We start from the raw sequence: 12,414 nt of genomic DNA, 5'->3' as shown, positions 1-12,414 counted from the left end.
TGCTGGGTGCGCGTCCTCGAACAACTGGAGCGAACTCGTGTGCGGACCTGGCAATCACGTGATGACACGCGAGTGTGTCGGCGCCCACGGCTAGGCTCGGCGGTATGCAGCGCATCATGGGCACCGAGGTCGAGTACGGCATCTCCTCGCCGCAGGACCACACCACCAATCCGATCGTCACGTCCACGCAGGCGGTGCTCGCCTATGCGGCGGCGGCCGGAGTGCCGCGCACCAAGCGCACCCGATGGGATTACGAGGTGGAGTCGCCGCTGCGGGATGCGCGCGGTTTCGACCTGGGCCGTAACCGGGGGCCGGCGCCCATCATCGACGCCGACGAGATTGGCGCGGCAAATATGATCCTCACCAACGGCGCCCGGCTCTACGTCGACCACGCCCACCCCGAGTTCGCCAGCCCGGAGGTTGTCGACCCACTCGATGCCGTCATCTGGGACAAGGCGGGGGAGCGGATCATGGAGGCGGCCGCACGGTTCGCGTCGAGTGTGCCCGGCAACCCGCGCCTGCAGCTGTACAAGAACAACGTGGACGGCAAGGGCGCCTCGTACGGCAGCCATGAGAACTACCTGATGAAGCGGTCGACGCCGTTCGCCGATATCGCGTCGGGCCTGATTCCATTCTTCGTCTCCCGCCAGGTCGTCTGCGGCTCCGGGCGCGTGGGGCTGGGGCAGTCGGGGGAGAAGCCGGGCTTCCAGCTCTCCCAACGCGCGGACTACATAGAGGTCGAGATCGGTCTCGAGACCACGCTCAAGCGCGGCATCATCAACACGCGCGACGAGCCGCACTCCGATTCGGACAAGTACCGCCGGCTGCACGTGATCGTGGGCGATGCGAACCTGGCAGAGACCTCGACCTACCTCAAGGTGGGCACCGCCGCCCTGGTGATGGATCTGATCGAGGCGGGGGTGCCGCTGTCCGACCTCGAGCTGGCCCGCCCCGTCGCCGCGATCCACGAGATCAGCCACGATCCGACCCTGAAGGCGAAGGTGGAGCTCGCCGACGGGCGTTTGCTGACTGGCCTGCAGATCCAGCGCGAGTACCTAGAGCGCGTGCAGCGCTTCCAGGCGCAACGGGCGGAGCCAGACGATCGCGCCGATGACGTCATGGCGACCTGGGAGCGGGTCCTCGGCCTCTTGGAGGAGGACCCGATGCTGTGCGCCGACGTGCTCGACTGGCCGGCGAAGCTGCGACTGCTGGAGGGCTTCCGCAAGCGGGAGGGCCTCAGCTGGTCCGCGCCGCGCCTGCACCTGGTAGATCTGCAGTACTCGGATGTGCGCCTGGACAAGGGCCTCTACAACCGGCTCGTGGCGCGCGGATCGATGAGGCGACTCGTCACCGAGGAGCAGGTGATGCATGCCGTGGACAATCCGCCCACCGACACGAGGGCGTACTTCCGGGGCGAGTGCCTGCGCCGATTCGGGGCCGACATCGCCGCGGCAAGCTGGGATTCGGTGATCTTCGACGTCGGCGGCGAGTCGCTCGTGCGGATCCCGACGATGGAGCCACTCCGCGGCACCAAGGCACATGTCGGCGAGATTCTCGACGCGGCCCGCACGGCACGAGAACTGGTCGACGCTTTGACGTCGTAACGCGCCGTCGGCTCGGTAGGGTGAAGGCAGACAACACAAGTCAGAGGAGGCGGTCATGGCCCAGGAACAAACCACACGCACCGGCGGCGGGGACGACGGCGAGGATGTCACGGGCAGCGGCGGTGCCGGACAAGAGCGCCGAGAGCAGCTCGCGAACGAGACTGACGACCTGCTCGACGAGATCGACGACGTGTTGGAGGAGAACGCGGAGGACTTCGTCCGCGCGTACGTCCAGAAGGGCGGCCAGTGAGAGTGCCCCCCTCCCACGGGTTGCCACTGCCTAGCACCGGCGCCGGACTCTCGTCGTTCTCCGACCACCTTCGCAGCCACGCCCCCGAGCTGCTGCCCGGGGCGGGCGCGCAGGGCTCTGGGCCCGGGTCACACGGCTCGAGAGACCTCAGCCATGTGGCCCCGCATGGCACCACTATCGTCGCGCTGACCCACTCGGAGGGCGTCTTGATCGCCGGCGACCGGCGCGCCACGATGGGCAACCTCATTGCGAGCCGCGACATCGAGAAGGTCTTCGTCACCGACCACACCTCGGCCGTCGGCATCGCCGGCACGGCGGGGATCGCGATCGAGCTAGTGCGGCTGTTCACCGTGGAGCTTGAGCACTACGAGAAGATCGAGGGCGTTTCGCTGACCCTTGACGGCAAGGCGAACCGCCTGTCCACGATGGTCCGCGGCAACCTCGGCGCGGCGATGCAGGGCCTGGCCGTGGTACCGCTCTTCGTCGGCTTCGACACGGCCGCCGCGGAGCCCTCGAGCGCGGGCCGGATCATCTCGTACGACCTGACCGGCGGGCGCTATGAGGAGCACGCGGGCTACCACGCGGTGGGCTCAGGCTCGCTGTTCGCCAAGTCCGCGCTCAAACGCCTGGCCCGGCCTGCCGACGATGGGGCGACAGCGCTGCGCAACGCCGTCGAGTCCCTTTATGATGCGGCCGACGACGATTCGGCCACGGGCGGCCCCGACGTCGCCCGCGGGCTTTTCCCCTCCGCGATCAACATCACCGCGGCGGGGGCGCAGAGCGTGCCGACGGCCACGATCGAGAGCATCGCCCGAGCGGTCCTCGCGGCGCGCGCCGCGGCCGATGGGCGCGCGGTCGGCGGCCCCTCCTCAGACGGCCCCTCCTCAGACAATGACAGGTGATCACCGATGACGATGCCGTACTACGCCTCTGCCGAGCAGATCATGCGGGACCGCTCGGAGTTGGCCCGCAAGGGCATTGCCCGGGGCCGCAGCGTGGTCGCCCTGACGTACGCCGACGGCGTGCTCTTGGTCGCGGAGAACCACTCCAAGGCGCTGCACAAGGTGAGCGAGCTCTATGACCGGCTCGGCTTCGCCGCCGTGGGCAAGTACAACGAGTTCGAGAACCTGCGTCGCGCCGGCATCATGCACGCGGATATGCGCGGATACTCCTATGACCGGCGGGATGTGACGGGCCGGTCGCTGGCGAACGCCTACGCGCAAACCCTCGGCACGTTCTTCACCGAGCAGCCCAAACCCTATGAGGTGGAGATCTGTGTGGCCGAGGTGGCGCAGCCGGGCAGCGCGGCACCAGCCCAGCTCTACCGGATCACCTATGACGGCTCGATCATCGACGAGTCCACCTTCATCGTCATGGGCGGCGCCACCGAGCCGATCTCTGTGCTGCTGCGTGACACCTATCGCGCGGACATGGCGCTGGGAGATGCGCTCGGCACCGCGGTGCAGGCATTGGAGAAAGGGACGGTGGACACCGCCAAACCCGACCCCCGGGTGTTGGACGTCGACATGATCGAGGTCGCGGTGCTCGAGCAGGGCCGGCCGCGGCGCGCGTTCCGCCGGATCGCCGGCGCGGAGTTGGCGGGGATTATGCCTGAGCCCCCCACGGCTCCCGCCGCCACAGACCCGGTGCCGGCCGAGGAATAACCCACCGGCAGCGGGCATTTCACGAGTCTGACCGACGCGAAAGCACGCCGGTGCCGCGCACTCGCGGTAGTGTCGAAACCGTGCAGCGACGGATCATGGGTATCGAGACCGAGTACGGGGTCACCTGTACGTTCCAAGGCCATCGTCGGCTGAGCCCCGACGAGGTCGCGAGGTATCTGTTCCGGCGGGTGGTGTCGTGGGGCAGGAGCTCTAACGTGTTCCTGCGCAACGGCTCCCGTCTCTATCTCGACGTTGGCTCCCACCCCGAGTACGCGACGGCGGAATGCGACAGCCTCAACCAGTTGATCACCCACGATCGCGCGGGGGAGCTTATCCTGGAGCAGTTGCTCGTCGACGCGGAGGAGCGGCTCGAGGCCGAGGGTATCGGCGGCGACGTCTACCTGTTCAAGAACAACACCGACTCGGCGGGCAACTCCTACGGCTGCCATGAGAATTTCCTGGTCGCGAGGGCGGGGGAGTTCTCCCGGATCTCTGACGTGTTGCTGCCGTTCCTCGTCACCCGGCAACTGATCTGCGGCGCGGGCAAGATCCTGCAGACGCCGAAGTCCGCGTCCTTCTGTCTGAGCCAGCGGGCCGAGCACATCTGGGAGGGCGTCTCCTCGGCCACCACCAGGTCCCGGCCGATCATCAACACCCGCGACGAGCCGCACGCCGACGCCGAGAAGTACCGGCGCCTGCACGTGATCGTCGGCGACTCGAATATGTCCGAGGCGACGACCCGGCTCAAGGTCGGCAGCGCGATGCTCGTGCTGGAGATGATCGAGGCGGGCACCCCGTTCCGGGATTTCTCCCTCGACAACCCCATCCGCGCAATCCGCGAGATCAGCCACGACCCCACCGGCAAGCACCAGGTCCGGCTGGCCGGCGGCAAGCAGGCGAGCGCCCTCGACGTGCAGCGGCATTACTACGAGAGGGCCGTCCAGCACCTGGCCCAGCGCGAGCCCAGCGCCGAGCTGGACGAGGTGGTAGACCTGTGGGGCCGGATGCTCGACGCGGTGGAGTCCGACGACTTCTCCGCCGTAGACACCGAGATCGACTGGGTGATCAAGCGCAAGCTGTTCCAGCGTTATCAGGACCGCCAGAGCCTGGAGTTATCCGATCCGAAGATCGCGCAGCTGGACTTGGCCTATCACGACATCAAACGCGGACGCGGAGTCTTCGACCTGCTCGAGCGTAAGGGCTTGGCGCTGCGGCTGACCGACCCCGTCGACGTGGCCACGGCCGTGGAGACGCCACCGCAGACGACACGGGCCCGCCTCCGCGGCGAGTTCATCACCGCGGCCCAAGAGGCGGGCCGCGATTTCACGGTGGACTGGGTGCATCTGAAGATCAACGACCAAGCTCAACGCACCGTGCTCTGCAAGGACCCGTTCCTCGCCGTGGACGAGCGGGTCGAGCGGCTCATCCAGTCCATGTGACTGTGGGGGAGTGCCGACGCGCTGGGCGCGTCATGGCCTGCCCGCGGGGTGCGCTCCACTAGGCTGCTGCCGTGACGGTGAACAGAGCGGAACGGCTGGTGAACCTGGTGATTTGCCTCCTGGCCAGTCGACAGTTTGTGCCGGCGTCCAAAATTCGGGCGACGGTGACCGGCTACCAGGACTCCAAGTCGGACGGCGCGTTCAGCCGGATGTTCGAGCGCGACAAGAACGACTTGCGGGATCTCGGCATCCCGCTGGAGACCAGCAAGCCGTCCTGGACCTCGGAGGTCGAGGGGTACCGCATCTCGCCGGACGCGTATGAGCTGCCGGAGATCGATTTCACCCCGGCCGAGTCCGCCGCGGTGGCCGTCGCCGCTCAGTTGTGGGAGTCCCCGGAGTTCACCACCTCCACCCAGTCCGCACTGCTCAAGCTGCGCGCCGCCGGTATCCAGGTCGACGGCGAGGACGCGCTGACCTCCATCTACTCCGGCGGGACCGGGTCTCGTGGCTCGGAGCCCGCGCTGGCGGGGATGCTCACCGCCGTGGAGTCTGGTCGCGTCGTCACCTTCTCCCACCGGGCCTCGGGCCGCGGCGCCGCGCAAGTGCGCCGACTAGAGCCGTGGGCCGTCGTCACGCACTCGGGCCGGTGGTATGTGGTGGGCCATGACCGCGACCGTGAGGCGACGCGCACGTTCCGCCTCTCGCGCATCGTCGGCCCCGTCACATCCACGGGCCGCGCCGGCGCGGTGAAGGTGCCCGCCGGCGTGGACCCCCGCGCCATTGTCGCCGAGGCGGCGGCAGTCGCGCCCTCGGTCAATGCCTTGGCCACGGTGTGGGTCGCGGCGGGCCGCGTCCATGAGCTGCGCAGGATCGGCGCGGTGAAGGTGGAGCTGGACATGGGCGGCCGGCCCGGTTCAATCCTGGAGGTGCCCGTCGACTCGTGGGAGCAAGCGACCCGCACCATCGCCAGCTACGGCGTCGACGCTATCGCGCTGGCGCCGTCCAGACTGCGCGCCGCGGTCCTCGACCGCCTCGAGCCCACCACCACTATCGCCACCGAGGAGCGCCCATGACCAGCCCTCGGCACCCCCAGCGACTGCTGCGATTGCTCAACCTCGTCCCGTATTTCAAGGCCAACCCCGGGATCAGCCTGACTGAGGCCGCCGCGGAGATGGGCATTAGCACCGACGCGCTGACCAAGGACCTGGACCTGTTGTGGATGTGTGGGCTGCCGGGGCACCGGGGTGGCGACCTGATCGACCTGTCTGTCTCCGAGAACTCCGTCGAGGTCAGCTTCACGGCGGGATTCGACCGGCCTCTGCGGCTGACCTCTCTCGAGGCGACCTCGCTGGTGTTGGCGCTGCGCATCCTCGTGGACCAGCCGTCGAGCATCGAGCCCACGGCCGCGCTGAGCGCCATCGCGAAGATCGAGCAGGCCACGGGTGTGGCCGCTGCGGCGCACTTGCCGAGCCCAGACCCCGCCGAGGCGGTCGCCGCGGCTGCCAATCCCGCTGCTGAGACGGTCCGCTCGGCGGTGTCGAACCGCCATGCGCTGCGGCTGCACTACTACTCGGCCACCCGTGACGCCCTGACCGACAGGGTGGCCGACCCCATCCGGGTACGGCTGGTCGACGGACAGAGCTATCTGGAGGCCTGGTGCCGCCAATCCGAGGGTCTACGACTGTTCCGCTTCGACCGCATCTATAGCGCGGAGGAGTTATCCGAGCCCGCCGTGGCGCATGTCGACGTCCCAGAGGCCAGCCCGGACCATGGTGGCATCTTCGAGCCCGACGCGGACCTGCCCACCGTGCGCCTGCGCATCGAAGCTGAGTCCACGTGGCTCCTCGAGTACTACGCTCTTGAGGTCGATGCGGAGTTCGACGATGGTGGCGTCGAGGCCACGTTGCGGTATGCCTCGCCGGAGTGGTTGCTGCGATTGCTGCTGGGCTTCGGATCGCAGGTCAGCATTGTCGGCGACACGGAGTTGTCTGCGCGCCTGACGGACGCCGCGGCGGCAGCCCGCGCGGCATATGCCGACTCTGAATCTTTGCTCACTTAGCGTGAACTCTTGCGAATCCCGCGGGTTGTACTCGGCCCGGCGCATCTCCGGTAGTATGGGCCGCGACTCGACTTCGGAGGATGGGTAGTTATGGGTGCGTTGAGTATCTGGCATTGGGCAATCGTCCTGATTGCGTTGATTCTGCTGTTCGGTTCCAAGCGTCTGCCCGACGCGGCCCGGGGTGTGGGCCGCTCGCTGCGCATCTTCAAGAGCGAGATCAAGGAGATGTCCGGCGACGACAATCCGGTCGCCCCGGAGGCCGCTGCACCGGCGACCCCGGCGCAGCTCCCTGCAGCCGCCGTGACTCCTCCGGTCGTCGCACCCCAGGCTGTGACGCCCCAAGCTGTGACGCCCCAGGTGGTAGCTCCTCCGGCAGTGCCGTCGACCAACGAGACCTCCGGCAGCTGAACTCATACGCCAAGATTCGGGCCTGCTATCGGCAGGGCCTGGGTCGAGGCGTGTTGAGTTTGACTAGAGTCTGACCGTGCGCATACCCCTGGACCCTCGGAAACGCAGAAGCCGCACCAATCCCGACGGCACGATGTCTCTGACGGAGCATCTGTACGAACTGCGAACCCGGCTGCTTATCGCAGTGGCCGCCATCTTGCTGACCACCATCGTCGGGTTCATCTGGTACTCGCAGCGCATTCTTGGGCTGGAAAGCCTCGGCGAGCTGCTCCGCGGCCCGTACTGCGCATTGCCGGAGAGCTCCCGAGCCGATATCTCGTACGACCAGGCCTGCCGGCTGCTCGCCACCGGCCCGTTCGACCAGTTCCTGCTGCGGTTCAAGGTCGCGTTCACCGCTGGCGTGATTCTCGCCTGCCCTGTGTGGCTCTATCAAGTGTGGGGTTTCATCACCCCGGGCCTGCGCAAGCAGGAGCGCAGGTTCGCCGTCGCCTTCGTGCTGGCCGCCTCCTTCCTGTTCATCGCGGGCGCGGTGCTGGCCTACTTGGTGGTGACCAAGGCCCTCCACTTCCTGATGACTGTTGGCGATAATGTGCAGGTCACCGCACTGAGCGGCGACCAATACTTCGGCTTCATCATCCAACTGCTCATCATCTTCGGGGTGAGCTTCGAGATCCCCCTGCTTATCGTCGCGCTCAACATGACCGGCGTGCTGCCCTACGCGAAGATCAAGAGCTGGCGGCGCGGCATGATCTTCGCGCTGTTCGTCTTCGCCGCCATCGCGACGCCAGGCCAGGACCCGTTCTCGATGCTGGCCCTCGCGCTGGCCTTGACTGTGCTCTGCGAGGTCGCGAATCAGGTGGCCCGGCTGCACGATAAGCGCAAGGCCGCCAAGGTCCGCAAGGAAGCCGCCGCGGAGGTCGATGACGAGCACGCCGCCCCCATCTCCGCACCCCAACCGTTGCACGAGTTCCACCAGGTCACCCAGGTGGAGAGCCCCAACCCAGTCGCTGCGCCTAACCGCGGTACCGACTACACCGACACGATCTGAGGCCATAAACATGGTGGATGCGACCGCTGAAGCCACACCGGAGCAGGCGGACACGCTGCTGGCCTTCGCAACGGGCTTGGATTTCACACTCGACCCCTTCCAGATCCGGGCGTGCAACGCCCTGGCCGCGGGATCAGGTGTGTTGGTATGCGCGCCCACCGGATCCGGCAAGACGGTGGTGGGGGAGTTCGCTGTGCACCTCGCACTGGAATCCGGGGGGAAGTGCTTCTACACCACCCCGATCAAGGCCCTGAGCAACCAGAAGTACTCGGACCTGTGTGATCGGCACGGGACGGATGCCGTTGGCCTGCTCACCGGCGATCAGAGCGTGAACTCGCATGCACCGATCCTCGTGATGACCACCGAGGTCCTGCGCAACATGCTGTACGCGGACTCGCCGGCGCTGCGAGGTCTGTCCCACGTCGTGATGGACGAGGTGCACTACCTGGCCGACCGCTCGCGCGGCGCCGTGTGGGAGGAAGTCATCCTCAACCTCCCCCAGGAGGTGCGGGTGGCGAGCCTGTCCGCGACGGTCAGCAACGCCGAGGAGTTCGGCGCGTGGATGCAGACCGTGCGCGGCGACACGACGATTGTCGTCGACGAGCATCGTCCTGTGCCGCTGTACCAACACGTGATGGTGGGCCCCCGCATCTTCGGGATGTTCGCCGACACCCCGGGGCGGTCAGGGCGCGGGGCCGTCGTCGCCCAAGATCTGCAGCACTATGTGAAGAAGAAGCTGGCCGACGAGAGCTGGTCGGAGTTCGAACGCGGCGGCCGCGGCGGGGGTCGCGGTGGCGGCAGCCATGGGGGCTATCACGGCGGCGGTGGCAGCTTCCGGCCGCTGCCCCGCCCACAGGTCATCGCCAACCTCGACGACGCGGGTCTGCTGCCGGCGATCACGTTCATCTTCAGCCGCGCGGGCTGCGACGGCGCCCTCAACCAGTGCCTGCGCTCGGGCCTGCGGTTGACGACGCCTGCGCAGGTCGAGGAGATCCGCGAGGTCATCCACCGCCACACCGCGGATCTGCCCAAGGCGGACCGGCCGGTGCTGGGCTATGACAGCTGGCGCGAATCGCTGGAGCGAGGATTCGCGGCGCACCACGCCGGCATGCTCCCGCTGTTCCGGCACACGGTCGAGGAGCTTTTCCTCAAGGGCCTCGTCCGCGCCGTGTTCGCCACCGAGACGCTCGCGCTGGGTATCAATATGCCGGCGCGCACCGTCGTGCTGGAGCGCCTGGTCAAGTACAACGGCGAGACCCACGCGGACCTGACGCCGGGGGAGTACACCCAGCTCACCGGGCGGGCTGGACGTCGTGGGATCGACGTGGAGGGCCACGCCGTCGTGCTGTGGCAGCCCGCCATGGATATCACCGCGGTGGCCGGGCTGGCCTCGACGCGGACCTATCCGCTGCGCAGCTCGTTCCAGCCCGCCTACAACATGAGTATCAACCTGGTCCGCCGACTCGGCTCGGACGCCGCGCGCACTCTAATCGAGAGGTCGTTCGCGCAATTCCAGTCGGACCGCTCCGTGGTGGGGCTGGCCCAGAAGATCGATCGCAACACTGAAGCTCTCGAGGGCTATCGGGAGCATCTGGACTGCCATCTCGGCGATTTTGTGGAGTACGCCGAGCTGCGGGACCGCATCAAGACCCGGGAGCGGGCACTGGAGCGCCAGACTCGCGAGGAGCGTCGCGCGGAGACCGTCCAGGCCCTGTCGCGGTTGCGGCATGGGGATGTCATCGCCGTCACCTCCGGGCGCAGGTCCGGCCTCGCTGTGGTGCTGGAACCCGATCTGGATCGCTCGGATCCCCGGCCACTGGTCCTCAACGAGGATCGGTGGGCCGGCCAGGTCGCCGCAGACGACTTCCGCGGTTCCGTCAAGGTCTTGGGCTCCATCCGCCTGCCCCGCCGACTCGACCACCGCTCGCCGCACACGCGCCGCGAGCTCGCGGAGACACTGCGCAGTTCCGGTCTCAAGCCGCCGCGGAAGGCCCCGCACAAGACGAAGTCACCTGCGCGCAAGGACTCCGAGCTGGCTGGCCTGCGCCGGGAGCTCACAGCCCACCCCTGCCACAGCTGCCCCGAGCTCCACGACCACAGTCGGTGGGGCGAGCGCTACTTCCGGCTCTACCGCGAGACGGACAATCTGCGGCAGAAGCGCTCTGCCACCTCCCATTCCCTGGTCCGCGGGTTCGACCGCATCCTGGCGCTGCTCACCGAGCTCGAATACCTCGAAGTGGTCGAGGGCACAGAGACGGTGACCGACGCCGGCCTGATGCTCGGTGGGCTGTACTCCGAGAGCGCGCTAGTGGTGGCGGAGTCGCTGCGCCTGGGCGCATTCGAGGGCCTGCCACCCGCCGAGTTGGCCGCGGTGGTGTCCGCGCTGGTCTACGAGTCCCGGCGCGCGACGAGCGCCCCCTCGGTGGCGGACACCGATGGGATCCGGCGGGGGCTGGGGGAGATCAACCGGCTCTGGCTGCAGGTCCGCTCGGCGGAGACCCGACATCGCCTGTCGCACACCCGGGAGCCCGACGCGGGATTCGCCTCGGCGATCTACCGGTGGGCCACAGACGAGCCGCTGGTGGACGTGCTCTACGCCGCCGGCGACGAGGGCAAAGCCCTTTCTGCGGGCGACTTCGTCCGCTGGTGCCGTCAGGTGATCGACCTGCTCGACCAGATTCACACGATCTCCGCAGATAAGACGCTCAAGCGCAATGCCAGCGCGGCGATCGCCGCGATCCGCCGAGGCGTGGTCGCCATCGACGCGGTGTGATCGTGACCCGGTATCGGCGGTGTCGACGCGGCGCTGGTGGGCCCGCCCGCTAGGTTGTTCAGCAAAGGTAGGCGTAGTGACGCAGGATTAGTCGGCGCCGCAATGCACAAAGTTGATGGGGAGAAGAAATGGGCAGTCCGAACGAGCCGCACGATCCGCAGCAGCAGTGGATCCCGCCCGCCGCTGGCGAGCCCATCGCGGCCGCGGAGACCCCGGCAGAGATCGACGACGCACCGGGCCCCGCCGACCCCGCCGCCAGCCAGCAGCCTGCAGCGCCGCAATACCAGCAGCCCCAGTATCAGCAACAGCCGTACGGGCAGCCGCAATACGGGCAGCCCGCGTATGGACAGCAGGCTCCGCAGCAGCCCCAGTACCAGGATCCCCAGTACCAGAATCCGCAGTATCAGCAGCCGCAATACCAGGATCCCCGGTATCAGCAGCAGTATCAGCAGCCGCAATACCAGCAGCCACCGCAGCCCCAGTACCAGGATCCGCAGCATCAGCAGTATCAGCAGGCGCAGTATGGGCAGCAGGCCCAGCCCTACCAGCAGCCTCAGTACGGGCAGCCCGACTATCAGCAACAGTCCTACGGGCAGGAGCAGGCGCCCGCCGAGCAGACACCGGCCACGTCCGTGATGCCGGCGGTCGCTGATGTGCCGGCACAGCCCGAGAGCCAGCCGGCCGCAGCGCAGTACGGCCAGCAGCAGTACGGTCAGCAACCGCAGTACGGCCAGCAGCCGCAGTACGGCCAGCAGCAGTACGGCGACCAGTACCAGGGGCAGAGCCAGTGGGCCCCCGCGGCCGAGACCAGCGCCGCGGCCGACGGGGATGACTCGAGGAAGTCCCCGTCGACGACGCTGTGGGCCAGTGTCATCGGCGGCGTCGTCGCGGTGGCGGCCATCGTCGCGGTCATCGTGCTGTGGTTGATCCCGACGTATTTCACCACGACGGTGCTGGACCAAGAGTCAGTCCAGAACGGTGTCATGGGCGTGTTGGACAAGGCCGGCGTGAATGTCAGCACCGTGGCCTGCCCGTCCGGCATCAAGGTCGAGGTGGACGCCATATTCACCTGCGACGCGACGATAAGCGGCGAGGTCAAGCAGATCGAGTCGAAAATCACGAGCGCCGAAGGAAACTACGACGTCTCCCTGCCCAGCGGCAGCTAAGCG

General features: G+C 67.6%; 11 protein-coding genes. All 11 read left to right on the top strand.

Features of this window, described 5'->3' with window-relative positions; genetic code table 11:
- Window positions 1–104: 104 nt before the first annotated feature.
- On the top strand, window positions 105–1,604 hold the full coding sequence (gene dop, locus TBIF_RS19070) for a depupylase/deamidase Dop (protein ID WP_024796344.1): 1,500 nt from the start codon (window positions 105–107) through the stop codon (window positions 1,602–1,604).
- 55 nt (window positions 1,605–1,659) lie between these two features.
- The gene (locus tag TBIF_RS19065) at window positions 1,660–1,854 is read left to right on the top strand and encodes a ubiquitin-like protein Pup (protein WP_024796343.1); all 195 of its coding nucleotides are present in this window, start codon (window positions 1,660–1,662) and stop codon (window positions 1,852–1,854) included.
- Window positions 1,851–2,756 (top strand): proteasome subunit beta, encoded by a 906-nt coding sequence (prcB, locus tag TBIF_RS19060; RefSeq protein WP_051461651.1) that lies wholly within the window; start codon window positions 1,851–1,853, stop codon window positions 2,754–2,756. Before TBIF_RS19065 ends, prcB begins: the two co-directional genes overlap by 4 nt.
- 6 nt (window positions 2,757–2,762) lie before the next feature.
- Complete coding sequence (gene prcA / locus TBIF_RS19055; protein ID WP_024796341.1) at window positions 2,763–3,518, top strand: proteasome subunit alpha; 756 nt, start codon at window positions 2,763–2,765, stop codon at window positions 3,516–3,518.
- A gap of 80 nt (window positions 3,519–3,598) precedes the next feature.
- Window positions 3,599–4,957, top strand: a complete 1,359-nt coding sequence (pafA, locus tag TBIF_RS19050; protein ID WP_148302334.1) for a Pup--protein ligase — start codon at window positions 3,599–3,601, stop codon at window positions 4,955–4,957.
- A 71-nt stretch (window positions 4,958–5,028) separates the two neighbouring features.
- On the top strand, window positions 5,029–6,030 hold the full coding sequence (locus tag TBIF_RS19045) for a helix-turn-helix transcriptional regulator (protein ID WP_024796339.1): 1,002 nt from the start codon (window positions 5,029–5,031) through the stop codon (window positions 6,028–6,030).
- A complete protein-coding gene (locus tag TBIF_RS19040) occupies window positions 6,027–7,016 on the top strand; it encodes a helix-turn-helix transcriptional regulator (RefSeq protein ID WP_024796338.1) in 990 nt (329 codons plus the stop codon). Before TBIF_RS19045 ends, TBIF_RS19040 begins: the two co-directional genes overlap by 4 nt.
- Window positions 7,017–7,106: 90 nt before the next feature.
- On the top strand, window positions 7,107–7,424 hold the full coding sequence (tatA, locus tag TBIF_RS19035; RefSeq protein WP_024796337.1) for a Sec-independent protein translocase subunit TatA: 318 nt from the start codon (window positions 7,107–7,109) through the stop codon (window positions 7,422–7,424).
- 76 nt (window positions 7,425–7,500) lie between these two features.
- Window positions 7,501–8,472: a twin-arginine translocase subunit TatC gene (gene tatC, locus TBIF_RS19030; RefSeq protein ID WP_024796336.1), complete on the top strand. Its 972-nt coding sequence runs from the start codon at window positions 7,501–7,503 to the stop codon at window positions 8,470–8,472.
- Between the two features lie 10 nt (window positions 8,473–8,482).
- On the top strand, window positions 8,483–11,245 hold the full coding sequence (locus TBIF_RS19025) for a DEAD/DEAH box helicase (RefSeq protein WP_024796335.1): 2,763 nt from the start codon (window positions 8,483–8,485) through the stop codon (window positions 11,243–11,245).
- 128 nt (window positions 11,246–11,373) lie between these two features.
- Window positions 11,374–12,411, top strand: a complete 1,038-nt coding sequence (locus tag TBIF_RS19020) for a DUF4333 domain-containing protein (RefSeq protein WP_024796334.1) — start codon at window positions 11,374–11,376, stop codon at window positions 12,409–12,411.
- Window positions 12,412–12,414 lie beyond the last annotated feature (3 nt).

The sequence above is a fragment of the Tomitella biformata AHU 1821 genome, from assembly GCF_000524475.1.
GTDB lineage: Bacteria > Actinomycetota > Actinomycetes > Mycobacteriales > Mycobacteriaceae > Tomitella > Tomitella biformata.
This window is presented reverse-complemented; position numbering and strand designations above follow the sequence as displayed.

What these genes read in the sequence shown, in the direction of transcription:
- TBIF_RS19025 (WP_024796335.1), top strand. Translation starts at nt 8,483, where the DNA reads ATGGTGGATGCGACCGCTGAAGCCACACCGGAGCAGGCGGACACGCTG.
- dop (WP_024796344.1), top strand. Translation starts at nt 105, where the DNA reads ATGCAGCGCATCATGGGCACCGAGGTCGAGTACGGCATCTCCTCGCCG.
- TBIF_RS19040 (WP_024796338.1), top strand. Translation starts at nt 6,027, where the DNA reads ATGACCAGCCCTCGGCACCCCCAGCGACTGCTGCGATTGCTCAACCTC.
- prcA (WP_024796341.1), top strand. Translation starts at nt 2,763, where the DNA reads ATGACGATGCCGTACTACGCCTCTGCCGAGCAGATCATGCGGGACCGC.
- TBIF_RS19065 (WP_024796343.1), top strand. Translation starts at nt 1,660, where the DNA reads ATGGCCCAGGAACAAACCACACGCACCGGCGGCGGGGACGACGGCGAG.
- TBIF_RS19020 (WP_024796334.1), top strand. Translation starts at nt 11,374, where the DNA reads ATGGGCAGTCCGAACGAGCCGCACGATCCGCAGCAGCAGTGGATCCCG.
- tatA (WP_024796337.1), top strand. Translation starts at nt 7,107, where the DNA reads ATGGGTGCGTTGAGTATCTGGCATTGGGCAATCGTCCTGATTGCGTTG.